Origin of the sequence: Allobosea rubneri (genome assembly GCF_032464875.1) — a bacterium.
Classification (GTDB): Bacteria; Pseudomonadota; Alphaproteobacteria; order Rhizobiales; family Beijerinckiaceae; genus Allobosea; species Allobosea rubneri.
This window is the reverse complement of record NZ_JAWDID010000003.1, coordinates 196330-221246: the sequence shown is the minus strand read 5'-3', so window position 1 is coordinate 221246 and position 24917 is coordinate 196330. Positions and strand designations below refer to the sequence as shown.

General features: G+C 67.8%; 20 protein-coding genes. 9 read left to right on the top strand and 11 right to left on the bottom strand.

Going from position 1 to position 24917, the window contains the following annotated elements; all coding sequences use genetic code 11:
• Window positions 1-35: 35 nt before the first annotated feature.
• From RKE40_RS03880 to RKE40_RS03860, 5 genes are all read right to left on the bottom strand, one after another.
• A complete protein-coding gene (locus tag RKE40_RS03880; RefSeq protein ID WP_316016914.1) occupies window positions 36-1373 on the bottom strand; it encodes an ABC transporter substrate-binding protein in 1338 nt (445 codons plus the stop codon).
• Between the two features lie 220 nt (window positions 1374-1593).
• Window positions 1594-2943, bottom strand: coding sequence for a sigma-54-dependent transcriptional regulator (locus tag RKE40_RS03875; protein ID WP_316016913.1), 1350 nt, complete (start codon window positions 2941-2943; stop codon window positions 1594-1596).
• A complete protein-coding gene (locus RKE40_RS03870) occupies window positions 2940-4883 on the bottom strand; it encodes an ATP-binding protein (protein ID WP_316016912.1) in 1944 nt (647 codons plus the stop codon). Before RKE40_RS03870 ends, RKE40_RS03875 begins: the two co-directional genes overlap by 4 nt.
• Window positions 4880-6253, bottom strand: a complete 1374-nt coding sequence (locus RKE40_RS03865) for an ABC transporter substrate-binding protein (RefSeq protein WP_316016911.1) — start codon at window positions 6251-6253, stop codon at window positions 4880-4882. Before RKE40_RS03865 ends, RKE40_RS03870 begins: the two co-directional genes overlap by 4 nt.
• 105 nt (window positions 6254-6358) lie before the next feature.
• A complete protein-coding gene (locus RKE40_RS03860) occupies window positions 6359-6649 on the bottom strand; it encodes a hypothetical protein (RefSeq protein WP_316016910.1) in 291 nt (96 codons plus the stop codon).
• Window positions 6650-6938: 289 nt separating this feature from the next.
• On the opposite strand from RKE40_RS03860, the gene RKE40_RS03855 reads away from it, so the two are divergent.
• Entirely contained in the window at window positions 6939-7583 is a 645-nt protein-coding gene (locus tag RKE40_RS03855) for a DUF47 domain-containing protein (protein WP_316016957.1), read from the top strand.
• A 12-nt stretch (window positions 7584-7595) separates the two neighbouring features.
• Window positions 7596-8609: an inorganic phosphate transporter gene (locus RKE40_RS03850; RefSeq protein WP_316016909.1), complete on the top strand. Its 1014-nt coding sequence runs from the start codon at window positions 7596-7598 to the stop codon at window positions 8607-8609.
• Between the two features lie 22 nt (window positions 8610-8631).
• Here RKE40_RS03850 and RKE40_RS03845 read toward each other — a convergent pair whose 3' ends face one another.
• Window positions 8632-9720 (bottom strand): LacI family DNA-binding transcriptional regulator, encoded by a 1089-nt coding sequence (locus RKE40_RS03845; protein WP_316016908.1) that lies wholly within the window; start codon window positions 9718-9720, stop codon window positions 8632-8634.
• A 113-nt stretch (window positions 9721-9833) separates the two neighbouring features.
• Here RKE40_RS03845 and RKE40_RS03840 point away from each other — a divergent pair, with 113 nt between their 5' ends.
• From RKE40_RS03840 to RKE40_RS03820, 5 genes are all read left to right on the top strand, one after another.
• Entirely contained in the window at window positions 9834-10850 is a 1017-nt protein-coding gene (locus RKE40_RS03840) for a TRAP transporter substrate-binding protein (RefSeq protein WP_066476270.1), read from the top strand.
• Between the two features lie 84 nt (window positions 10851-10934).
• Window positions 10935-12812: a TRAP transporter large permease gene (locus RKE40_RS03835; protein WP_390893211.1), complete on the top strand. Its 1878-nt coding sequence runs from the start codon at window positions 10935-10937 to the stop codon at window positions 12810-12812.
• A gap of 30 nt (window positions 12813-12842) precedes the next feature.
• Complete coding sequence (locus RKE40_RS03830) at window positions 12843-13382, top strand: VOC family protein (RefSeq protein WP_291649467.1); 540 nt, start codon at window positions 12843-12845, stop codon at window positions 13380-13382.
• Between the two features lie 154 nt (window positions 13383-13536).
• Window positions 13537-14814: a ribulose-bisphosphate carboxylase large subunit family protein gene (locus RKE40_RS03825; protein ID WP_316016907.1), complete on the top strand. Its 1278-nt coding sequence runs from the start codon at window positions 13537-13539 to the stop codon at window positions 14812-14814.
• A gap of 6 nt (window positions 14815-14820) precedes the next feature.
• Entirely contained in the window at window positions 14821-16101 is a 1281-nt protein-coding gene (locus RKE40_RS03820; RefSeq protein ID WP_316016906.1) for a four-carbon acid sugar kinase family protein, read from the top strand.
• A gap of 18 nt (window positions 16102-16119) precedes the next feature.
• On the opposite strand, the gene kce is transcribed toward RKE40_RS03820, so the two are convergent.
• The 5 genes from kce to RKE40_RS03795 all read right to left on the bottom strand — a co-directional run bounded on the left by kce (window position 16120) and on the right by RKE40_RS03795 (window position 23154).
• Window positions 16120-17052, bottom strand: a complete 933-nt coding sequence (gene kce, locus RKE40_RS03815) for a 3,5-dioxohexanoate:acetyl-CoA acetone transferase (RefSeq protein WP_316016905.1) — start codon at window positions 17050-17052, stop codon at window positions 16120-16122.
• A gap of 151 nt (window positions 17053-17203) precedes the next feature.
• A complete protein-coding gene (locus tag RKE40_RS03810; protein ID WP_316016904.1) occupies window positions 17204-18145 on the bottom strand; it encodes a 3-hydroxyacyl-CoA dehydrogenase in 942 nt (313 codons plus the stop codon).
• A 136-nt stretch (window positions 18146-18281) separates the two neighbouring features.
• Window positions 18282-20807, bottom strand: coding sequence for a branched-chain amino acid ABC transporter ATP-binding protein/permease (locus RKE40_RS03805; RefSeq protein ID WP_316016903.1), 2526 nt, complete (start codon window positions 20805-20807; stop codon window positions 18282-18284).
• Window positions 20808-20814: 7 nt separating this feature from the next.
• Window positions 20815-21690, bottom strand: a complete 876-nt coding sequence (locus RKE40_RS03800; RefSeq protein ID WP_316016902.1) for a branched-chain amino acid ABC transporter permease — start codon at window positions 21688-21690, stop codon at window positions 20815-20817.
• A 207-nt stretch (window positions 21691-21897) separates the two neighbouring features.
• Window positions 21898-23154: an ABC transporter substrate-binding protein gene (locus RKE40_RS03795; RefSeq protein WP_316016901.1), complete on the bottom strand. Its 1257-nt coding sequence runs from the start codon at window positions 23152-23154 to the stop codon at window positions 21898-21900.
• Between the two features lie 118 nt (window positions 23155-23272).
• Between RKE40_RS03795 and RKE40_RS03790 the strand changes: the two genes are divergently transcribed.
• Both RKE40_RS03790 and RKE40_RS03785 read left to right on the top strand, forming a co-directional pair.
• Entirely contained in the window at window positions 23273-24040 is a 768-nt protein-coding gene (locus RKE40_RS03790; protein ID WP_316016900.1) for a GntR family transcriptional regulator, read from the top strand.
• A 69-nt stretch (window positions 24041-24109) separates the two neighbouring features.
• On the top strand, window positions 24110-24886 hold the full coding sequence (locus RKE40_RS03785; RefSeq protein WP_316016899.1) for an SDR family oxidoreductase: 777 nt from the start codon (window positions 24110-24112) through the stop codon (window positions 24884-24886).
• Window positions 24887-24917 lie beyond the last annotated feature (31 nt).

The following is a 24917-nucleotide window of genomic DNA, read 5'->3' as shown; positions in this document are numbered from 1 at the left end:
CCGCCTGTCCGAGATGACGGTGGAGGTCGTGCGAGTTACTTCGCCGCCTTGAGGGCTTCCTCGGCCTTGACCTTGGCCTTGGCGTAGTTGTCGCGGGCGAAGCTCGCCCACTGCGCTTCGAGCTCGGCCTGGCGCGCGCCCTTCTCCTTGCCGCCGGTGAATGCGCCGCGCAGCTCGGGGCTCGCCGCCTGGATCTGGGTGACCGGCAACGCGGCGACCAGCTTACGGGCTTCGTCAGCGAGGGCCTTGGCTTGCGGGTTGGGCTTCTTGGCGAGCGCCGCATCGACCTCGTGCAGGGTCTTGGTGACGCCCTTCAGCGCGTCGAGCTGGAAGGAGATCAGCTGGTCGAACAGCGTGTCGACGACGGCGGTGCGGGCCTCCGACTTGTCGACGTCGAAGCCGATCATCTTCTGGAAGCGCGGATCGGTGAAGGGGTTGGGGTAGTCGGCGCCGGCCTTGGCGTAGACCGCCGGGTTGACCGGCAGGCGGCGGATGCCGGGCTCGAGCAGCACTTCCTGGCCAGTCGGCGAGAGCAGGAACTCGATGAAGGCCTCGGCCGCCGCCTTGTTCGGCGGGTTAGCGATGATGCCGACATTGGCCGGAACCACGGTGGTCACGCTCGGATAGACGAACTTGACCGGGAAGCCCGAGGCCTGGGCCGAGAAGGCAAAGAAGTCGATGACGATGCCGACGCCGACCTGGCCGGAATTGACCGCCTCTGGAACGCCGAAGGAGCGCTCGGTGATCGAGCGGAAATTGCCGGCCATCTCCTTGATGGTGCGCCAACCATTTTCCCAGCCCTCGCCCTGGAGGATGGTCTCGATGGTCAGGTGCGTCGTGCCCGAGCGGGCAGGCGAGGCGATCGAGACATGGTCGTAGAAGACCGGCTTGGCGAGATCCTGCCAGTCCTTGGGCTCGGGCAGCTTGTTGGCCTTGGCATAGCGGTCGTTCCACATGATGCCGTAGCCGGAGGCCGCGAAGCCGAAATAGAAGCCCTGCGGGTCGTTGATCGGATAGGAGCCGATCTTCTCGGGGATGCCGGCCGCCTTGGGCTTGTAGGCGGTGAGCAGCTTCTTGCCCTTCAGCACCTCGAAGGCGTCGGGCGCCGAGGCCCAGAACAGGTCCACCTGGTTGTTGGCCTTGGTTTCCTCGACATATTTCACGCCGGCATTGGTGTTGCGGTTCTGGACCTCGAGGGTGACGCCGGGAACCGCCTTCTCGAAGGCCTTCTTGATGGGGTCGGTGACGTCCTTGGAGAAGGAAGTGACGACGGTGACCTTGCCGGCGAGCGCCTGTGCGACGGCGATGGTCGCGAACGATGCGCTCAGCGACAGACCGAGGGTGGCCGCCAGCGCGGCCCTGCGATTGAGCATGGTTTCCTCCAGGACAGTTTCTTCAGCTCGACGTCGAGGCCGATGCGTCCTGGACAGCAACTGCGATGCCAACCATGGGCATCGTTGAAATCATTCGGGAATCCGACGGGATGTTACCGGATGGGCGCAATTCCGGGGTTACTCCGGTAACCTGCCGGCGGGGCCGATGGGTCAGCTCGGTAACATGAGCGCGGTGGCCCGAGCCCGGTAACCTGGTCGCTCAGTCGGCGAGTGCGGCGGAGCCGCCGAGCCCGTAGCGCCGCATTTTCAGGTAGAGCGTCTTGCGGGTGATGCCGAGGGCTGCGGCGGTGATGCCGATGCGCCCGCCATGACGCTTCAGCGCGGCGCCGATCACCTCCGCCTCCGCCAGCGCGACCTCCTCCTCCAGCGTCCGCTCGACACCGCCGGGCGCGGAGACAGTGGCATCCTCGAACTCCTCGTCCATGCCGAGCAGGCTGCGTTCGGCGGCATTGCGCAATTCGCGGACATTGCCGGGCCAGTCCTGCCGCGAAAGGCGCTGCAGGAGATCGCGCCCGAGCGGCGGCGCGGAGCGGCCGACGCGCGCTGCCGCCAGCGCCAGGAAGTGCCGGAACAGCATCGGGATGTCCTCGCGCCGGTCGCGCAGCGGCGGCAGGCGCAAGGTCACGACATTGAGCCGGTAGACCAGGTCCTCGCGGAAGCCTCCCGCCTTGGCGAGGGCAGCGAGGTCGGCCTTGGTCGCAGCGACGATGCGGATGTCGACGGCGATCTCGCGATTGGAGCCAAGTCGCTCGATGCGGCGCTCCTGCAACGCCCGAAGCAGCCGGACCTGCGCGGCCATCGGCATGGATTCGATCTCGTCGAGGAAGAGCGTGCCGCCGCTGGCATGCTCGATCTTGCCGATCCGGCGCTCGCGGGCGCCGGTGAAGGCGCCGGCCTCGTGGCCGAAGAGCTCACTCTCGATCATGGTCTCGGGGATGGCGCCGCAGTTCACGGCGACGAAGCGGCCGGCGCCGCGTTTGCCGAGATCGTGCAGGGCGCGCGCCGCGACCTCCTTGCCGGTTCCGGTCTCGCCGAAGAGCAGCACGTCAGTGTCGGCGTCGGCGAGCAGCGCGAGCCGGCCGCGCAGCTTGGCGATGGCCGGCGAACTGCCGACCAGCCGGGCGGCCCAGGGGTCCTCGGGCGTGACGCCGGCGCGCAGCGAGCGGTTCTCGATGATCAGCCGGCGATACTCGCTGGCGCGCCTCACCGTCTCGATCAGCAGCACGGGGTCGGCCGGCTTCTCGACGAAATCCCAGGCGCCGTCGCGGATCGCCTTCACCGCCATCGGCACGTCCGCATGGCCGGTGATCAGGACGACCGGAATCTCGGCGTCGATCGCGGTCACCGCCGCCAGCAGCCCGAAGCCGTCGCGGCCGGGCATGCGGACATCGCTGACGAGGACGGCTGCGCTGTCGCGGTTGAGCAGTGCGAGTGCAGCATCGCCGGAGCGCTTGGCGACGACCTCGAAACCATCGAGCTCCAGCGTCAGACGCCAGGCTTCGAGAACCTCGGCGTCGTCATCGACGAGGATGACCTTCGGGGCGCTCATACGTTCGTATCCAATGGGGCCATGACATGGGTGGTCGTGCCCTCGAGCGTGATCAGGAAACGCGTGCCCTTCGGCCCTGTTTCCGCCACGGCGAGGGTGCCGCCCAAATCCTTGATGATGTTGTAGGAAAGCGAGAGGCCGAGGCCGAGGCCGGAGCCGACCGGCTTGGTCGTGAAGAACGGGTCGAAGATCCGCTCCAGATGCGGGCGGTCGATGCCGGGGCCGCTATCCTCGACCCAGAGCTCGACGCTGCGGCCACGCCGCTGCGCGCCGATCGTCAGCGTCGCGCCAGGGCGACCGGCGACGGCGTCGAGCGCGTTGGCGACGAGGTTGACCAGCACCTGCTCCAGCCGGATTTCCTCGGCGTGGACGTACAGCCGGCTCGACGGCAGTTCGCGCTTCAGCGTCACGCCTTCGGCCTCGAGCCTTGGTTCGAACAGTGAGAGCGCGGTTTCGAAGACCTCGCCGACCTCGACCGGGGCGAGCACGACACCGGGCTTGCGGGCGAAGCGCCGCAGATGCGCGATCAGCTCGGCGGCGCGGGTCGTCAGCGCCTGGATCCGGGCGAGGGCCTGGCGGGCATCGTCCGGCCGGTCGCGTTCGAGCAGCAGCGCACCGTTATGGGCATGCGAGCGGATCGCGGCGAGCGGCTGGTTGAGCTCATGGCTGAGCCCCGCCGCCATTTGCCCGAGGGCCGCGAGCTTGGCGGCCTGGATCAGGTCGTCGCGCGTCTGGCGGAAGACCGCGAGCGCACGGGCGAGATCGCCGAGCTCGTCATTGCCGGCCTTGGGCAGGACGGCGGAGGACTGGCCGCTGGCGATGCTGGTTGCGGCCTCGGTCAAGACGCGCAGCCGCGCCACGAGGTGGCGGCGGACATAGAACCAGCCGATCAGCAGTGCGCCGAGCAGCGAGGCGGCGGCGATCGCCAGCAGCAGATTGCGCCCAAGCAGGATCGCCTCGGCCGAGCGCTCGGCGGCGGCCTTCGCCACGGCCTCGGTGCGCTGGACTTCCTGAGAGACAAGCGCGCCGAGCTCGGTGACGAGGCGCCGGCTCTCGAAGATCAGCCGCTGCGCGTCGGCCAGCGCGGCCAGTTCGGCCCGCTTGATCCCCGGCAGGCCGGCCGTCGTGTCGGCGAGGCCGATCAGGCGCTGGGTGATCTGCCGGACGGTGATGGTGTCGGCCCAGCCGGCGAGGGCCTTGGCTTCGACCTCGAGCTGGTCGACGGCTTCGCCGATGACATGGCCGGTCTGCTCCATGTCTTCGCGGGTTCGTACCGCGCCGAGGCGGCCGAAGAGCCCGACGATCAGGTTCGCCTGGGCGTTCAGCGTCATCAGGGCTTCGCTCTTGCGCGTCTCCTCGCGGATGGCGTTGGGACGGCCCGCTGCGGGGGCTTCGCTGCCCGCCTGCCCGAGCGCGGTCTCGATGTTGAAGCGGGCGTCGTCGGTCAGTGGCTCGATCTCGTCGAGCAAATCGGCCTGGAGCCAGCGCAACTCCTCGCCGATGGCCCGGTTGCGCTCGCCGAGCGGAAAACGGCGCTCGGAGACGGCGTCGATCGCCGCGAGATTGCCGCGGATCGCGGCCGCCACCGCCGACAAGGCCGGCACGTCGAAGCCGCCCAGCTTGCGCTCGGAGAGGACGCGGTCGAGCTCGTCCAGGCGCTCGCCGACCGCGCGCCGGCTGCGCTCATAGACGTCGCGTCGCTCGGCATTGGCGAGCTCCGGCACGGCCGAGATCACGCGCGCGCTGGCTTCGGAGAGCCGGGCCGCGGAGGCGAGGCCCGGCAGGTGGTCGCGGGCGATGGCGGCGAGTTCCTTGCTCAGCCGCTCATAGGAGATGACGCCGACGATGCCGGCGCCGACGGCGAACAGCCCGACCCCGAGGAAAGCGGCGATCAGGCGGCCGCCAATGCCGAAACGCCTGCCGGACCAGAAGCGTCTCACGGCCGCCCTCCGGCGAGCCCGTCTTCGCCGCCGGTCCAGCCGACGGCGGCAAGCCGCTCGGTCGCCCGGCGCAGAGCATCGGCAGCCTCCGCGGCATGGCTGGCGATGGCGCCGCGGATCTGTGCCTCGATCCGGGCCTGCGCTTCGGGTGCGGCGATGCCGCGCGGGACGCGCACGAGATTGCGGAAGCGCTCCGGCTGCTCCAGCTCGGCGGCGGTGACGGGCGGGCGGGTCAGCGCGGCGCGGGCCTGCGTCAGGAGCCGGGCGGTCTGCTCATCGGGATGGCTGAGCAGGGCAGCCTCCATCGCCTGGAGGCTGCGCCAGAGCCTTGCATGCTCGGCGCGGCGGAAGGTGATCCACTCGTCGAAGATGATGTTGACCAGCTCGTAGCGGCTGGCCGACAGGCCGGCATCGAAGCGGGTCTTGCTGAACAGGCCTGCAGTGTCCGAGAGATGCGGCGGCGTCTCGTCCGGCCCATAGGCGGCCGGGGAGACGGCGAGGCGGCCGATCTTGGGTTCGCGCAGCAGCCTCTGGCCTTCCGGCGACAGCACGAAGTCGACGAAGAGCTCGGCCTCCTTGGGATTGGGCGAGGTTGCGAGGCGTGCGATGCTGGCCGGCGCGAACAGGGTTTCCTCGGGCAGTACGAAGCGGTTGGCCTCACCTTCGGCGGCGCCGGAATCCGTCAGGAAATCGATGGAAATGCCGATGCCGAAGCGGCCGCGCGCGACGCCGGCGGTGACGCCGAAGCTGCGCGCGGTGAGCGTTGCGAGATTGCCGCCGATCGCCGACCAGAGTGCCCAGCCGCGCTCCCAGCCGAGCGATTGCAGCAATGCCTCGACCATCAGATGGGTGGTGCCGGACCGGGCCGGCGAGGTCAGGCCGATATGGCCGGCATAGGCGGGGGCGGCTAGATCCGACCAGTTGCGCGGTACCGGCAGATTGCGGGCGGCGAGATAGCCGGGATTGTAGACCAGTCCGTAGCCGGAAATGGCGAAACCGAGATAGCGGCCGGCGGGGTCGTTGACCGGGTAGCCGGCGATGGTCTCGGGCGCGCCGGTCGCGCGCGGCTGCAGCTGCGCCAGCAGCCCGGCCTGCTTCAGAAGCTCGAAGGCATCGGGCGCCGAGGCCCAGAACAGATCGGTCTCCGGCCGCTTCTGGGCGTGGATGTCGGCGAGCGCTGCGGTCGTCTTGCGCTGGACGATCTCGACAGCGATGTCGGGATGGCGGGCGCGGAAGGCGGTGCGGAACGGCTCGAAGAAGGACGGTGGGAACGAGGTGATGACCTGGACGCGGCGCGCCTCCGCCGGCCCGGCGGCGAGCCAGCCGAAGACGGAAAGGGCAAGCCAGAGAGAAAGGGCGCGGCGGCTCATCGAACCGTCATATAGCCGGGAAATCGGCCCGCATAGATCGGCAACGCGACCGCTCTGCGAGAGGAAGGGCCGCCGGCGGCGGCCCCTCGGTCGTCTGGCGCCGCCTCACTTCACATGCAGGAGGACCGCGCCTTCCAGGACGGTGGGAGCGCCGACGCCGGTATTGGCGGCGTGCTCCTTGATCCACTCCTTCGCCTTCTTGAGGCTCTCATCGGTGCCGGCCTTGTCCTTGCAGACCGTGACGGAGACCCCGCCATCGGCGGTGCGGATCAGCGCGTAGTTCGAGAAGCCCGTCACCGTCCGCATCAGCTTCTCGACGTCGGCCTTGCGCTTCTCGAGCAGGTCGAAAAGCTCCTTGGCGCCCTTGCCGGAATAGGTTCTGACGATCGCGTGCATGGCCAGTCCTCCCTTCAAGGCCCCGCCAGCCGCGACAGCTATGCGCCTCCGCGCAACGCTTGCCAATTCAAGATGACGCAAGGGAGGGTGCTTTGGCCCGGGCGGGCCTTGCTCCGGCGAGGTAGCCCATTCGCTCCGCACAGGGCGGCAAGGCGAAAGAACCGGTGAGACAGCGCAGCATGCAGTTGCGGCAGTCATGAAACTGTCACACAAGCTGCCGGCAATTCGGCTTGTTTTTCGCTGCGACGAGGGCAGCGAGGCTGGCCATGCGATCACGACGAGGTGCGCGGTGCTCGGCTGGTTCCAGAAGCTGCTTCCGAAAGAACCCAAGTTCTTCGATCTGTTCGAGGCGCATGCGGTCCCGCTGGTGGCCGGGGCGAAGGCGCTGGATGCGCTGCTCTCCGGGCGGATGCCGGTAGAGGCCGGCTGTGCCGAGATCTTCAAGCAGGAGGATCTGGCCGACGAGGTCGCCGGCGAGGTCATGCTGGAGACGGGGCGCAGCTTCATCACCCCGTTCGACCGCGGCGACATCGAAGAGCTGATCGGCTCGATGGACGATGCCATCGACCAGATGAAGAAGACCGCCAAGGCGATCGCGCTCTACGAGGTCGAGGCTTTCGAGCCCGGCATGGCCGAGCTCGGCGCGGTGATCGTGCAAGCTTCGGAGCGTGTCGCCGTCCTGCTGCCGATGCTGCGGGACATCAAGAAGCATGCGATCGCGATCGGAGCCCTCGCCAAGGAGATCGGCGCGATCGAGGAGCATTCCGACGAAATCCATGGCGACGGCCTGAAGGCGCTGTTCCGGGCGCATCGGGGCGGCGACGCCATGGGCTTCATCGTCGGTGCCGAGATCTACGACCATCTCGAAAAGGTGGTCGACCGGCTCGAGGACGTCGCCAAGCGGGTCAGCCGCATCGTCCTCGAACATCTCTAGGCGGCACGCGCCGTGGACCTTTCGAGCGTCGCCACCGCCCTGATCTTCCTGATCGCCGTCGCGCTACTGTTCGACTTCCTGAACGGCCTGCACGACGCAGCGAATTCGATCGCCACCATCGTCTCGACGCGGGTGCTGGCGCCGCAATGGGCGGTGTTCTGGGCCGCCTTCTTCAACTTCATCGCCTTCATGTTCTTCGGGCTGCACGTCGCCCAGACCGTCGGCTCGGGCATCATCCAGGCGGCGATCGTCGACGACCGGGTGATCTTCGGGGCGCTGACCGGCGCGATCGCCTGGAACGTGCTGACCTGGATCGCCGGCATTCCGTCGAGCTCCTCGCATGCGCTGATCGGCGGTCTCGTCGGGGCGGGGCTCGCCAAGGCGGGCTTCTCCTCGATCGTCTGGTGGGGGCTCGGCAAGACCTTCGTCGCGATCTTCATGTCGCCGGCGATCGGCTTCGCGCTGGCGCTGCTGCTCGTGCTGATCGTCTCCTGGAGCTTCCTCAAAGTCGCGCCGATCAAGGCCGACAGCACCTTCCGGGCCCTGCAATTCGTCTCCGCCTCGCTGTACTCGCTCGGCCATGGCGCCAATGACGCGCAGAAGACGATGGGCATCATCGCCGTGCTGCTGTTCTCGCACGGAATGATGGGCGACACCTTCTCGGTGCCGTTCTGGGTGGTGATCTCCTGCCAGGCGGCGATGGCGCTCGGCACGCTCTGCGGCGGCTGGCGCATCGTCCACACCATGGGCTCGAAGATCACCAGGCTGACGCCGCAGCAGGGCTTCTGCGCCGAGACCGGTGGGGCGATCACCCTGTTCATGGCAACCTATCTCGGCATCCCCGTCTCGACGACGCACACCATCACCGGCGCGATCATCGGCGTCGGCGCCGCTCGCCGGATGGCGGCGGTGCGCTGGGGCGTGGCGCGCGGCATCGTCTTCGCATGGATCGTGACGATGCCGGCGGCGGGCGCGATCTCGGCCGCGGCCTATTTCCTGTCTGGCTACTTCCTGACCGGGCGCTGAGGGCGGCGAGGCACCGCGAGCCTCAGGGCAGGTTCTCGCGCAGCACGATCTCGGTGCTCGGCCGGCTCGTGCCCTCGGTCGCAGGACGCCCGGCGCGCAGATTGGCGAAGATCGAGACGCAGGTCATCAGCGTCGCCTGTGGGTGCTGGGTGATCACCGCGTCCATGGTGCCGTCGATCAGCAGCGCCCGGGTGTCGGGCGTCAGGCCATGGCCGACGAAGACGACCTCATGCTGGCGCCCGGCCTCCTTCAGAGCCCGGCTGATGCCCTCGGCGGCGCCGCCGATATTGTAGATGCCGGCGAGGTCCGGATGCTGCGCCAGCAGGGTCTTGGTCTGCCGGTAGTTCTGGCCCTCGTCGTCATGGCCCTCGCGTAGGCCGACGACCTCGATCGCTGGATAAAGCTCCTGGAACAGGTGCAGGAAACCCATCTCGCGCTCCTCATGGGCGCGATAGCTCAGGCTGCCGGCGATCATCGCGACCTTGGCCGGGCGGCGGCCGATGAAGCGGGCGACAAGGTAACCGGCAGTTCGCCCGGCCGAGCGGTTGTCGAGCCCGACATAGGCGACGCGGCGGCTGTTGGCGATGTCGGAGATCAGCGTCACGGTCGGCACGCCGCGCTCGGCGAGGCCGTCGACCGCCTCGCGCACGGAAGGGTGCTCGAGCGCCATGAAGGCGATGCCGTCGACGTCGCGCGCCGACTGGCGCAGATGCTGGGCGAGGAGCTCGGGCTTGAAGCTCTCGATGTATTCGACCCTGGCGCGCATGTTGAACGAGGCGAGCTGGTCCTGCGCGCCGGCGATCTGTCGGCCGAGCAGGGTCAGGAAGCGATTGCTGCCGGCCGGCAGCAGGAAGGCGAGTTTAAGCGGCCGCAGCGCGCTGGCGGGGAGGGCGCCCTCCATGACGTAGCCGAGCTCGCCGGCCGCCTTGAGCACGCGCTGTACCGTCACCGCACGGACGCCGGGCCGCTGGTTCAGCACCCGGTCGACAGTCGCGGTCGAGACACCGGCGAGTTTCGCGACATCCTCGACACGGGCCATCTGGCGGCGCCGCGGTGCAGCATCCGGACCGGTGTCCTGGGCTTCCGCGAGCTTTGAGGTCGCGATGTTCATTCAATCAAAAACCATCACAGAATGAGCTTGATGACCATCAGACGTGATTTCTATCCTGAGTGCAAGACGCTCAAGAGCAATCAAATCGCATCAAGCGAAACTGGGAGGACATCATGACTGGACTGACCCGCCGCGCTGCGTTGCAAAGCCTTGCCGCCGTTCCCGCAGCTTCGCTGATCGGCATGCCGATGATCGCGCGGGCCGCCGAGATCGAGCTGAAATACGGTAACAACCTGCCGCTCAGCCACCCGCTCAACATTCGCGCCCAGCAGGCGGCGGAGCGTGTCGCCAAGGAGACCAACGGCCGGGTCGAGATCAAGATCTTCCCGAACAACCAGCTCGGCGGCGACACCGACATGCTGAGCCAGGTCCGCAATGGCGGCATCACCTTCTTCACGCCGTCGGCGCTGGTGATCGCGACGCTGGTCCCGGTCGCGGCGATCAATGCGGTCGGCTTCGCCTTCGCCGATTACGACCAGGTCTGGAAGGCGATGGACGGGCCGGTCGGCGCCCATGTCCGCGCCGCGATCGAGAAGGTGAACCTCTATGCCTTCGAGAAGATGTGGGACAACGGCTTTCGCCAGATGACGACCTCGGGCAAGCCGATCGAGCAGGCCGCCGACATGGCTTCGCTGAAGATTCGCGTGCCGGTTTCGCCGCTCTCGATCTCGATGTTCAAGGCGCTCGGCGCCGCCCCCGCCAGCCTGCAGTTCTCTGAGGTCTACTCGGCGCTGCAGACCAGGGTGGTCGACGCGCAGGAGAATCCGCTGCCGATCATCCAGGTCGCCAAGCTGTTCGAGGTGCAGAAGCACTGCGCGATTTCGAACCATATCTGGGACGGGTTCTGGTTCATCGCCAATGGCCGCGCCTGGCGCGGCCTGCCGCCCGACATCCAGAAGATCGTCGCCTCAGCCATCAACGATGCCGGTGTCGCGCAGCGCGGCGACATCAAGAGCCTGAACGAAACCGTGCAGGCCGATCTGCAGTCGAAGGGGCTTTCCTTCAACAAGACCAATCCGGACAGCTTCAGGGCCAAGCTGCGCGAAGGCGGGTTCTACAAGGAATGGCAGGAGCGCTTCGGCGCCGAGGCCTGGGGTCTGCTCGAAGGCGCGGTCGGCAAGCTCGCTTGAGCGAGCCGACCCATCGGATCAAGGTCATCCCGGGCCTCCCCGTGATCCCTGGGATGACCACGAATAGGTAAGAAGGAAATCGCCATGGCCGGGCACATCGCCTTGATGCCGACGCAGGCCATGCCTGCGACGGGCCTCGGACGCTTCGTCGGCCGGCTCGACCATGCGATCGGCTCGCTGGTCGAGGCGATCGCGGCCGTGCTCGTCCTTGCCGAGATCGTCATCCTCGGCGCTGGCGTCACCGCCCGCTACGCCTTCCACGCCCCGCTGGTCTGGTCGGACGAACTGGCGTCGATCCTGTTCCTCTGGCTTTCCATGCTCGGCGCGGTCGTCGCGCTCCGGCGCGGCGAGCATATGCGGATGACCGGCCTCGTCTCCCGCGTCGGGCCGCAGGCGCGCATCCTGCTGGAAGCGCTCGCGATCACTGCCGCGATCGCCTTCCTGGTGATGATCCTGCCGGATGCGCTGGACTATGCCGAGGAGGAGCGCTTCATCGTTACGCCGGCGCTGGAGATCGCCAATAGCTGGCGCGCCGCGGCGCTGCCGATCGGCATCGTCCTGATGCTGTTCGCCGCCTTCTGCCGGCTGCTGCGCTTCGGCTCCTGGAAGACAGTCGTGCTGGCGGCCGGGATAACCGTGGCGCTGGTCGCCTTGCTGTGGCTGCTCGGCCCGGTGCTCAAGCCGCTCGGTAAGCTCAACCTTCTGATCTTCTTCGTCGGCATCGTCGCGGCGAACGTCTTCGCCGGCGTGCCGATCGCGTTCTCCTTCGCGCTCGCCACCTTCGGCTATCTCTCGCTGACGACCTCGACACCGATGATCGTCATGGTGGGTCGGCTCGACGAGGGCATGAGCCATCTGATCCTGCTCGCCGTGCCGCTCTTCATCTTCCTCGGCGCGCTGATCGAGATGACCGGCATGGCCCGCGCCATGATCCAGTTCCTGGCCTCGTTGCTCGGCCATGTCCGGGGCGGGCTCTCCTATGTGCTGGTCGGCGCGATGTATCTGGTTTCGGGCATCTCCGGCTCGAAGATCGCTGACATGGCTGCGATCGCGCCGGTGCTGTTCCCGGAGATGCAGAAGCGCGGCGCCAAGCCGGGCGACCTCGTCGCGCTGCTCTCGGCGACGGGCGCGCAGACCGAGACGATCCCGCCCTCGATCGTGCTGATCACCATCGGCTCGGTCACCGGCGTCTCGATCGCGGCTCTATTCACGGGCGGCATGCTGCCGGCTGTCGTGCTCGGCATCGCGCTCTGCTTCGTTGTCTGGCGGCGCAATAGGGCTGAGGACCTCAGCCACGTCACCAAATATTCGAAGCGCGAGATCGGCCGACTCTGCCTGATCGCGGCGCCGGCCATCGCGCTGCCCTTCGTGATCCGCGCTGCAGTGGTCGAGGGCGTCGCTACCGCGACCGAGGTCTCGACCATCGGCATCGCCTATGCCGTGCTGGCCGGCATCCTGATCTACCGCCAGTTCGATTGGCGCCGGCTGAAAGGCATGCTGGCCGACACCGCCTCGCTCACCGGCGCGATCATCTTTATCATCGGCTGCGCCACGGCGATGGCCTGGGGGCTGACGCAATCGGGCTTCTCGCAGGACCTCGCCAAGGTCATGGCGGCGGTGCCCGGCGGCACCTGGGGCTTCCTCGCCATCTCGATCGTCGCCTTCGTCATCCTCGGCAGCGTGCTCGAGGGTATCCCGGCGATCGTGCTGTTCGGCCCGCTGCTCTTCCCGATCGCCAAGCAGATCGGCGTGCACGAGGTGCACTATGCCATGGTCGTGATCTTCGCGATGGGCATCGGGCTTTTCGCGCCGCCCTTCGGCGTCGGCTATTACGGCGCCTGCGCGATCTCGAAGATCAATCCCGACGAGGGGTTGAAATACATCTGGGGCTATGTGCTCGCCCTCCTGGTCGGCCTCGTCATCGTCGCCGCCGTGCCGTGGATCTCCATCGGCTTCCTCTGATTCCCCTCTCGAAAGCGAAAGACCAAAATCATGAGCCGCTTCTTCGGCCAGATCCGCCAGGCCGGCTATGTCGTCCCCGATATCGAGGCGGCGATGGATTACTGGAGCCGGGTGCTCGGCGTCGGGCCGTTCTTCTACAATCCGAAGGTGCCGATCAAAAACTACCGGTACAAGGGCGAGGAGTACGAGCCGCATAACTCGGTGGCGCTCGCCAATTCCGGCCCGCTGCAGATCGAATTGATCCAGTGCCGCAACGCGGTGCCGTCCATGTACAAGGACTTCACCGATGCCGGGCATACCGGCCTGCAGCATGTGGCCTATTGGACCTCGGACTACGACGCCGACATGGAGCGGCTGCTGGCCGAGGGCTTCAAGCCGGTGATGTCGGGCGAGGTCGGCGAGCGCGGCCGCTTCGTTTATTTCGACACCCACTACCATCCCGGCACGGTGATCGAGCTTTCCGAGGTCGCCGGTCCCAAGGGCGAGATGTTCCGCCTGATCCGCGAGGCGGCGGACAACTGGGACGGCAAGGACCCGGTGCGGCCTTTCCCGGATCTGAGCAGGCTCTAAAGTCTTCGCCCTGGCTCTGCTGTCGTCCCGGGCGACCGCAGGGAGACCCGGGATCCATGCCTGAGCCTCACCGATAGACGCTCAGGCATGGGTCCCGGATCGGCGCCGCCAAAGGCGGCTTGTCCGGGACGACCGCCATGGTGAGTATAGCGACATGTCCGCAGCCGACCGTTTCGAAGCCTCCTATCTGATCGAGACGCCGCTCGACCCGCGCAAGGTCGCGGAGGTGATGGCTGGCGAGCAGTCCTGTGGCACCTTCACCCGCGTCGCCGGGGAGACCGACGCATTGCGCGAGCGGGCGCGGGCGGTCGTCAGCCATGTCGCGGTTCTGGAGACCGCGGACGAGCCCAGCCTTCCCAATGCCTGGTTGGACCGCAAGGGTGTCACCGGGCCGTGGCGGCGGGCGCGCGTCACGATCTCCTTTCCGGTCGACAATGTTGGCGCCAATCTCGCGACGCTGGCTTCGATCGTCGCCGGCAATCTCTACGATCTCGGCGAGGTCACCGGCCTGAGGCTCGACACGATCACGCTGCCCTGGTCCTTCCGCCGACGCTTCGCCTTGCCGGCGCAGGGCATTGCCGGAACGCGCCGGCTCGCCGGCGTCGCCAGCGGGCCGCTGGTCGGCTCGATCATCAAACCCAATGTCGGGCTCAGTGCCAGCGAGACGGCCGAGCTGGTCGCGAAGCTCTGCGCGGCCGGGCTCGACTTCATCAAGGATGACGAGATCTGCGCCAACCCGGTGCATGCGCCGCTCGCAGAGCGCGTGCCGGCGGTGATGGCGGCGGTGCGGCGCCATCAGGACCGGACTGGCAAGGCGGTGATGATCGCCTTCAACATCACCGACGAGACCGATGCGATGCGTCGCCATGCCGATCTGGTGGCGCGCGAGGGCGGATCCTGCGTGATGGCGAGCCTGAACTGGTGCGGCTTCTCCGCTATCGAGACCCTGCGGCGCTCGACCGATCTCGCTTTGCACGGGCATCGCAACGGCTATGGCGCGATCTCGCGCCATCCGCTGCTCGGCATCTCCTTCCAGGCCTATCAGACGCTTTGGCGCCTCGCCGGGGTCGACCACATGCATGTCCACGGCGTGCAGGGGAAGTTCGCGCAGGAGGACGAGGAGGTCGTCTCCTCGGCGCGCGACTGCGTGACGCCGCTGACCGACGGCGCCGATGACCGCGTCATGCCGGCTTTCTCCTCGGGGCAATGGGCCGGGACGGCGCAGCCGACCTTCGACGCGATCGGCCATGCCGACCTGCTCTTCATGGCGGGCGGCGGTATCCTCGCCCATCCCGGCGGGCCGGCGGCCGGCGTCGCCAGCATCCGCCAGGCCTGGGAGGCAGTGGCCGGCGGCGTGCCGGTCGCGGAGGCGGCGCAGCGGCACCCGGAACTGAAGCAGGCGCTCGACTTCTTCGGCGCGGCGGCGGGCTGAGCTGTCATGGCCGGAACGCTGCCTCGCTACGCCTGGTATGGCGACGATTTCACCGGCTCGACCGATACGCTCGCGGTGCTGGCCGAGGGCGGGCAGAAGGCGCTGCTCTTCCTGCGCATTCCGACGCCGGAGCAGCTCGCCCAAGCCGGTGACCTCGACGCGCTCGGCATCGCCGGCGCGACGCGGGCGATGGCCCCCGAGGCGATGGCGGCCGAACTCGACCCGGCCGGGCGCTTCTTCGCCGGGCTCGGAATCGCGCTGCTTCATTACAAATGCTGCTCGACCTTCGACAGCGCGCCGCATCTCGGCAGCATCGGCGCGGCGGTGCGGGCGCTGCAGCCGCATTTTCCCAACAGCCTCCTGCCGATCATCGGCGGCCAACCCAATCTCGGCCGCTACTGCCTGTTCGGCAACCTCTTCGCCGCCGCGGGCACGGGCGGCACCGTGCACCGGATCGACCGGCACCCGACGATGAGCGTCCATCCGGCGACGCCGATGGGCGAGGCCGATCTGCGCCTGCACCTCGCGGCACAGGGGCTCGGCGAGGTCGGGCTGGTCGATTACCGCAGCTATGGCGATCCGGGTGGCCTCGCGACACGTCTGGCCAACGGCGCCGGCCCGCTGCTCTTCGACATTGCGCGCGTCGAGGATCTCGCCGTGGCTGGCCGGGCGATCGCCGCATGGGCAGCGCCCGCTCCCATGCTCGTCGTCGGCCCGAGTTCGGTCGCGCAGGCGCTGGCGGGAACGCCGCTGCTCGGCCGTCGCGAGAAAGCGAGCTGCGCTGCGACAACGCCGAAGCCGTCAGGCCCGGTGCTCGCGCTGGTCGGCAGCCTCTCGCCGGTGACGCGGGCGCAGGTCGAGGCCGCTTCGGGCTATGCCCGGATCGCCGTCGACCCGGTGCGATTGCTCGGCGAGGTCGGCCATGCGGTAGAGCTCGCGGCCGAGGCGCAGCGGCTCCTGCGGCAAGGCGACGTCATGCTGGTCACCGATCGCCCGGTGCGCGCGCCGGGCGATACCTCGAAAGTGGCGGCGGCGACGGGCGAATTGCTGCGAGCCATCGTCGCCGAGGCCGCGATCGGGCGGCTGGTGGTGGCCGGCGGCGATACCTCTACGCTAGCCGTGCGCATGCTCGACATCTGGGGACTGTCGCATCGCGCAGCTCTGGTCCCGGGCGCGCCGCTCTGCCGCGCCCATAGCGACGATCCCCGGCTCGACGGGATCGAGATGGTGCTGAAGGGCGGCCAGATGGGGCCGCCCGACTTCTTCGCGCTGGTCGCCGGGCGCTGACGCGCCCGGACCGGAGACCTAGAAAGCGACCTTGTCGGCGCCCTTGAGCTGGAGCTGCTCGCGGGCATCGTCCGGGGTTGCGATCTCGAGGCCGAGGCCCTCGACGATCTGGCGGGCGGCACGGACCTGGTCGGCATTGGACTTGGCGAGCTGGCCCGGTCCGAGCCAGAGCGAGTCTTCCAGGCCGACGCGCAGATTGCCGCCCATCGCCACCGCCATCGCCGCGATCGGGAGCTGGTGGCGGCCGGCGCCGAGCACCGACCAGTGATAGTCGTCCCCGAAGAGCCGGTCGGCCGTGCGCTTCATGTGCATGACGTCTTCCGGGTGCGGGCCGATGCCGCCGAGCAGGCCGAAGACCGACTGGACGAAGAAGGGCGGCTTCACCAGCCCGCGATCGACGAAATGCGCCAGCGTGTAGAGATGGCCGATATCGTAGCACTCGATCTCGAAACGCGTGCCGTTCTCGGCGCAGGTGGTCAGGATATTGGCGATGTCCTTGAAGGTGTTCTTGAAGACGCGATCGTCCGAGCCTTCGAGATAGGGGCGCTCCCAGTCGTGCTTGAACTCCTTGAAGCGGTTCAGCATCGGGTAGAGCCCGAAGTTCATCGAGCCCATGTTGAGCGAGGCGACCTCGGGCTTGAAGTGGGCGCAGGGCTTCAGGCGTTCCTCGACCAGCATGGTCGGCGCGCCGCCGGTGGTGATGTTGATGACGCAGTTCGAGCGCTGCTTGATCACCTTGAGGAAGGGCTCGAAGGCCTCGGGCGACTGGTCGGGCTGGCCGGTCTTCGGATTGCGGGCGTGGACGTGGACGAGGGCCGCGCCGGCCTCGGCCGCGCCGACGGCGGCGTCGATGATCTCATCGGGCGTCACCGGCAGATAGGGCGACATGGAGGGAGTGTGGATCGCGCCGGTGACGGCGCAGGTGATGATGACTTTGCGGTTCTTCGCCATGGTCGGGGCTCCGGTCGAGGCAGATGGGATCAGTATGGCGTCAGGTCGTCATTGCGAGGAGGCGTGAGCCGAAGAAGCAATCCAGGGGCGGCAGGGCGTAGCGGCAAGTCCTCCTGGATTGCTTCGCTGCGCTCGCAATGACCGAAGCCTTTCAGTCCGGCTTGCGCTGCGAGGCGCGCTTGTGCGCCTGCAGCGAGGCGAGGCGGCTGTCGCGCCAGTCGCTCAGGCGTTTGACGCGCTCTGCCTCCTGCGCGCCGCGCCATTCGCGCATGACCTCGGCGACCGTCTCCGGCTTGAACGGATTGCCGAGCCCCTCCGAGGATTTGACCATGCGGTCGAGCGACTCGGAATAGCGGGCGCAGTAATCGGGAATGCCGCCCGGCGCGTTGAGCTCGATGGTCTCGAACGGGCCCATGAAGGACCAGCGCAGGCCGAGCCCGTCGCGGATCGTCTTGTCGACATCCTCGGCGCTGACGACGCCCTCGCCGACCAGGCGGAAGGACTCGGCCAGCAGCACCGCCTGGAGCCGGTTGAGCACGAAGCCAGCCTTCTCCTTGCGCAGGGTGATCGGCACCTGGCCGGCCTGCTCGTAGATCCGCTTGGCCTCGGCGACGACAGCCGGATCGGTCCAGGGCGCCGGGGCGAGCTCGACGATCGGCACCAGATGCGGCGGGTTGACCGGATGGGCGACGAGGCAGCGGGAGCGTCCCGGCAGCGCTTCGGAAAAGGCCGAGGCCATGATGAAGGAGGTCGAGGAGGCGAGAATAGCGCCCGCCGGTGCGAGCCGGTCCATCTCCGCGAACAGCTCGCGCTTCGCCTCGACCGTTTCGGGACCGTTCTCCTGGGCGAGGGCGATGTCCTTAAGCGCATCGGCGAGGTCGGCCGCGACACGGATGCGGGCGAGGGCCCCCTTGGGATCGTCGACCAGCCCGTGGCCGGCGAGTTCCTCGAGATTGGTGCCGATATGGGCGCGCGCCGCCTGAGCGGCCTCGTGCTTGAGATCATAGAGCGCGACCTCGAAGCCATGGCTGGCGAAGACGGTGGCCCAGGCGCGGCCGATCAGGCCCGAGCCGACGATGGCGATCTTGGTCATAAGGCGATGTTCCGGGTGGGAGCGTGGGGGCGAGAGCAATTGCCGTCATTCTCGGACGAAGCGAAGCGTAGACCCGAGAATCTCCTGAAAGAGATGTTCGGGTCTACGCCCGAGCATGACGCGTTACGCGAGTTCGTCACAGCCAAAGCACCTGCCGGCGCAGCGCCAGATCCTGGCTCAGCGCCCGCGAGGGGCCGGTATGGGTGACCTGGCCGCGTTCGAGTACGACGGTGCGGTCCGAGAGCGCGAGCGCGAGATCGAGATGGTGGTCGACGATCACGATGGCGATCTCCCGGCGCAGCTTGTCGAAGGCCTCGAACAGTTCCTCGACGACGGCGGGCGCCAACCCCTCGAACGGCTCGTCGAGCAGCAGCACCCTGGTATCGCCGGACAGTGCCCGGGCCACAGCCACCATCTGCTGTTCGCCGCCGGAGAGGTAGTCCGCAGGGGAATGCCAGCGCTGCTTGATGCGCGGGAAGAAGGAGAAGATCTTCTCGTCCTCCCAGCGCACGCCATTGCCGGTGATGCGGCGCAGGCGGCCGAGCTCCATATTGTCCTTGACGCTCATGCCGGCGAACAGGCCGCGCCCCTGCGGGACATAGGCGATGCCGGCGCGTGCGATCCTGGCAGGCGGCAGGCGGGCGATGTCGCCGCCGGCGAGCGTGATCGAGCCCTGCGCTGGCGGGGCGATGCCGGTGATCGTCTTGAGCAGGGTCGACTTGCCGGCGCCGTTGCGGCCGAGCAGGGCTACGATCTCGTTCTCGTGCACGTCGAGCGAGACCTGCCGCAGGATGTGGCTCTTGCCGTAGAAGGTGTCGACCTTGTCGAGGCCGAGCAGGACCTTGGAGCCGGCGGCGCTCTCGCGCGGTTTCTCGGCGAGGGCATGGGCACCCGAGCCGATATAGACTTCCTGCACCTTCGGCGAAGAGCGGGCGTCCTCGACCGTACCGTCGACCAGCACCGAGCCCTCGTTCATCACCGTGACATGGTCGGCGATGGCGAAGACGCGGTCGATGTCGTGCTCGACGAGCAGCACCGGCAGGTCGCGCGAGATCGACTTGATGAGATTGCCGACGCGCTCGCGCTCGGCGGCGGCGAGGCCTGCGAGCGGCTCGTCGAGCAGGAGCACGCGTGGGCTCGTCGCCAGTGCCAGCGACATGTCGAGCAAGCGCTGGCCGCCATAGCTCAGCGAACCGGCTTCCGCCGCCTCGATGCCGGAGAGGCCCATGGTCGAAATGACCTGGCGGGACTCGTCGTTGATCTTCTCGAGGGCACCCGCTGCCCTCCAGAAGCCGAAGCGTTCGGGCGCCCGCGCCTGCACGGCGAGGCGGACGTTTTCGGCGACGGAGAGCGTCGGGAACAGGTTGGTGATCTGGAAGGCGCGGCCGATGCCGGCCTGGGTGATCGCTTCGGGCGAGAGCCCGGCGATGTCGCGCTGGCGCAGGCGGACCTCGCCGCGATCGGGCGGGAACAGACCGGAGATCAGGTTGAAGGCCGTGGTCTTGCCGGCGCCGTTCGGGCCGATCAGCGCGTGCAGCTTGCGGTCGCGCATGGTGATGTCGACATTCTCGACCGCCTTGATGCCGCCGAAGCTCTTGGCGAGGCCGCTCGCTGCGAGGATCGTGCCGTCGCCGGCATCGGCCGGCTTCATGAAGGCCGGCAGCTCGACCGCCCCGGCCTTGCGGGCCGACATCGCGGCATCCTCGGCCGGAACCTTGCGGAAGGGCTTGAGCAGGCGCTGGCCGACGCCGACGAGGCCATCCGGCGAGAAGACGATGAAGGCGACGAAGAGCAGGCCGAACCAGAACAGCCAGTTCTCGGTGACGCTGGAGAGATAGTCGCGGAAGACGACGAAGAAGAGCGCGCCGAGCGCGGGGCCGAGGAAGGAGCGCATGCCGCCGATCACGACCATCGCCAGCAATTCGCCGGAGAAGGCGACCGAGATCGGCTCGGCCGAGGTCATGCGGTTGTTGAAGAGAAGGAGCGTGCCGGCGAGGCCTGTGAGCACCGCCGAAAGCGTGAAGGCGACGAGCTTGTAGCGGGTGGTGGCGTAGCCGAGGAAGCGGGCGCGCTGCTCGTTCTCGCGGATCGCGACGAGGACCGTGCCGACCGGCGAGCGATGGAAGCGCCAGAGACAGTAGACCACGCCGAAGCCGATCGTCGCGACCAGCATGTAGAAGGGCAGGGCGGTCTCGAAGTCGATGCCGGCAAAGAGCGGGCGCTTGATGCCGCCGAGCCCGTCCTCGCCGCCGGTGACCGAGGTCCAGCGGAAGGCGACCGAATAGATCATCGCGGTCAGCGCCAGCGTCAGCAGCGAGAAGTAGACGCCCCTGCGGCGCAGGATCAGTGCACCGAAGGTGACGGCGACGAGACCGACGAAGACAAGCGCCAGCAGGATCGGCAGCGCGAACTGGCCGGGCAGCCAGTTGCGCTGGATCAGGCCGGCCGCATAGGCGGCGAGGCCGAACCAGGCGCCATGGCCGAAGGAGACCAGGCCGGTGGTGCCGACGAGGATGTTCAGCGCCATGCAGGCGATGGCGAAGACGACGACCTCGGTGGCCGAGGTGGTGCCGAGGCCGATGGCATGCATCAGCGAGGGCAGGGCGGCCAGGCCGATGGCGGCGATGGCGAGCGGGAGATAGTCGCGTGCGGTCGGGTTCATCTCGGCCTCACTCGAAGCGCTGGATGCGCTCGCCGAACAGGCCGCGCGGACGGAAGAGGAGGACGAGCAGCATCATCAGGTAGATCACGGCCGTCGACCATTGCGTGAAGCCGAGGCCGATGGTGATGCCCTTGACGAGGCCGACCATGATGGCCGCGACGACGACGCCCCAGAAGGAGCCGAGCCCGCCGATGACGACGACGACGAAGGCCGGGGTGATGATCTCCTGGCCCATGGCGGGATGAATCGAATAGATCGGCGCCAGGAGCACGCCGGCAAGGCCGGCCAGGCCGATACCGATGCCGGCGATGGCCATCATGTAGGGCTGCAGGGAGATGCCGAGCGCGCCGACCATGTCGGGGTTCTGGACGCCGGCCCGCACGACGCGGCCGAAGGCGGTGCGCTGCAGCAGGAACCAGAGGCCGATGACGCAGGCCGCCGCGATCAGCAGCAGCAAGGCACGGTAGCGAGAATAGATGAAGTCGCCGATGAAGATCTGGCCGCGCAGCTCAGGCGGGATCGAGAATGAGAGCGGCGGCGCACCGAAGATCATGCGCAGGGTCTGCTCGGCGACCATGGCGAGGCCGAAGGTCAGGAGCAGGGACAGGATCGGGTCCGAGCGGTAGAAGCGCTGGAACAGCCCGCGCTCGATGACGATGCCGAGCAAGGCGACGAGCACCGGCGAGGCGATGATCGCGCCGCCGAAGCCGATATGCGGCGCCAGCACGATCGTGAGATAGGCGCCGATCGCATAGAAGGCGCCGTGCGCGAGGTTGACGATGCCGCCTAGCGAGAAGATCAGCGACAGGCCGAGCGCGATCAGGAGGTAATAGACCCCGTCGAGCAGCCCGTTCAGCACCTGCTGGATGAAGAGGGTGAGCAAGGGAACGCCTTTGTCCGGGTTGCTGTCAGCTGCCTGAGGGGCGCGGGGAACCCTTCTCCCGTGTGGGAGAAGGGCAGGGATGAGGGCCTGCCCTCACCGATAAGGTCGCAGCGGTGCCGCTTCGCTTTGACGATCAGCGGCGGTCCCTCACCCCTGCCCCTCTCCCATCCGGGAGAGGGGTTCGCGTAGTGCCTGTGCTGAAGTCGTTCAGCTCATCTTGCAGACGGCTTCGTCGCCCTGGGTCGCGATGACCTCCATGCTCTCGTTCGGGCCGGGGATCGGCGGCGAGGAGGTGAAGAGGTCCCACTGGTTCTTGACCTTGGCGGCCGGCAGCGCGGTGATCGCGTACATTTCGCTGATCAGCTGATGGTCGGAGGCGCGGAAATAGCCTTCGCGCGTCTTCAGCACATCGAACTTGGCGCCCTTCTCGAGATGCTCGAGGATCTTGGCGGTCTCCGCGCTCTTCAGCTCGTTCATCGACTGGGCCATCATCTTCACGGCCATGTAGTCGCCCCAGGCCTGGTTCTCCGGGGGCTTGCCGTATTTCTTGGTGAAGGCGGCGACGAAGGTCTTGGTGCCGGGGGTCTCGATGAGATGGTGCCAGACGCAGGGCCAGATGCCGCCGAAATTGTCCTTGCCGGCGGCCCAGGCGAGCGCGGTGTCGAAGCCGAAGCCGGCGACCGGAAAGGTCAGGCCGAACTCGGAATACTGCTTGAGGAAGTTGGTGATCTGGTTGCCGGCGAGGTTCGAGATCACGAGGTCCGGCTTGGCGGCGCGGATTTCGAGCAGCAGGGCGGAGAAGTCGGTCGCGTCGGTGGGGACCAGCTTGTCGGCGGCGAACTGGCCGCCATTGGCCTCCATGAAGCGCTTGGCGACCTTGAGAAGGTCATGGCCGAAGGCGTAGTCGGCGGTGAGCGAGAACCACTTCTTGCCCTTGACCAGGCCCTGTTCCATCAGCGCCCGGCCGCAGCTCTTCACATACATCGAGTTCTGATGCTCGACATGGAACATGTAGCGGTTGCAGTTCTCGCCGCGCAGTGCGTCCGAATTGGCGCCGGTGTTGACGAACAGCGTCTTGGTCCGGCCGGCGACCTGCGCGATCGTCAGCGCCGAGGCGGAGGAAATCTCACCGATGATACAGGCGACCTTGTCGCGCTCGACCATGCGCTCGGCCTTGGTCGAGGCGGTCTGGGGATTGACTGAGTCTTCCTTCAGCAGCTCGAGCTTGCGGCCGTTGATGCCGCCGGCGGCATTGATCTCCTCGGCGGCGAGGTCGGCCGCCATCACGCCGTACTCGCCGAGCGGGCCAAGGAAGCCGGTGCGCGGCGTCAGGTGTCCGAAGCGGATCGCATCCGGCGTCTGCGCCAGGATGATCGACGGGCTCGCGATCAGCCCCGTCGCGGTCACGCCGAGGCCGGCCAGTGCCTGACGGCGCGAAAGGCCGGTTTTCTTTTGATCTGACATTTGGTTCCTCCCAGAACGCATGCCGCGCCTCTTGGCGTCGGCGTTTCGCTGTCGTTCGTCTCGTTTGCGGTCTTCGTGCCGCTTGTCGTGATCTGTGATCACAGTTAGGTTGGCAGACATGACCGCCCCTGTCCAGTCCTCGCGCCGTTCGCCCACATCGGGCTTGGCCGCCGCTGCCCCCGCGGCGCCGGAGGGCGGCGCCCTCGACGAGATCGGCTCGCTCGCCCGCGAGACGCTGGGCGAAAGGGTGACCGAGGAATTGCGCGCGCTGCTGGTCTCGGGACGGCTAGCACCCGGGGAGAAGCTCTCGCTCCGCCGTGTCGCCGAGGCACTCGGGGTCTCGATGATGCCGGTGCGCGAGGCGGTGAATCGGCTCGTCGCCGACAAGGCGCTCGAGGTCCTGCCGGGCCGGGCGGTGCGGGTGCCGGTGCTGACCCTGGCGCAGTTCCGCGAGCTGACCCGGGTACGCCTCGTCGTCGAGGGCTTCGCCGCCGAGGAGGCGACCAAGATCGCGACGCCTGAGCAGATCGCCGTGATCGCCAGCCATGAGCAGGCCTTTCGCAAGGCCGCGAGCGCCGACCCGCCGGACCTCGCGGGCGCGGTCGCTGCCAACCGGAATTTGCATTTCGCGCTCTACGAGGCTGCCGGGATGCCGCTGCTCGTCGAGACGATCGAGCGCCTCTGGCTCAAGGCCGGGCCGATCCTCAATCTCGACATGCGCGCCGAGGCCCGCCGGCTCGACCGCGGAAGCGCGGTGCTGATGCATGCGGCGCTGGTCGTGGCGCTGCGCGAACGCGACCCGGCGGCGGCCCGCAAGGCCCTGGCGGAGGATATCCAGCAGGCGGCCGACCATATCGAGGGCACGGGAAGGCTCGCCTCAGGCTAGGGCCGGCAAGCGATCACAATCACAGACGGCAATGACCGGCAAACGACAAAAGGCAAAGGGACGGAAACGATGGATTTGACGATCAAGGGCCTGCGCGTGCTGGTGACGGCGGGCGCCAATGGTATCGGCCGCGCGACGGCGCGGGCCTTTGCGGCGGAGGGCGCCAAGGTCCATATTTGCGATGTCGACGAGAAGGCGCTCGCCGAAATGGCGCAGAGCGATCCTGCGATCACGCGCTCGGTCTGCGACGTCTCCGACCGAAAGGCGGTGGCGCGGCTGTTCGAGGAGACCATCGCGGCGCTCGGCGGGCTCGATTGCCTGGTCAACAATGCCGGCATCGCCGGGCCGACCGGGCGCGTCGACGAGATCGCCCCGGAGGACTGGGACGCTTGCGTCGCCATCGACCTGACCGGCCAGTTCAACTGCACGCGGCTCGCCGTGGAGCACCTCAAGCAGTCGAAGAATGCCTCGATCGTCAATCTCTCCAGCCAGGCTGGCAAGCACGGCTTCCCGCTGCGCTCGCCCTATGCCGCGGCGAAATGGGGGGTGATCGGCTTCACCAAGGCGCTTTCGGCCGAGCTCGGCGAATTCGGCATCCGGGCGAACGCGATCTGCCCCGGGCTGGTCGACGGCCCGCGCATCCAGAGCGTGATCGCCAACAAGGCGCGCTCGCTCAACGTCTCGCATGAGGAGATGACCGGGCGGCTCTTCGCCGGCGTCTCGATCAAGCAGTTCGTCGACCCCAACGACATCGCCAAGCAGATCGTCTTCCTGGCCTCGCCCTTCGCCAAGACGATCTCGGGACAGGAGATTTCGGTCTGTGGCGATACGCGGATGCTGAGCTGAGAAGCCGGCGTCATGCTCGCCCTTGTGGCGA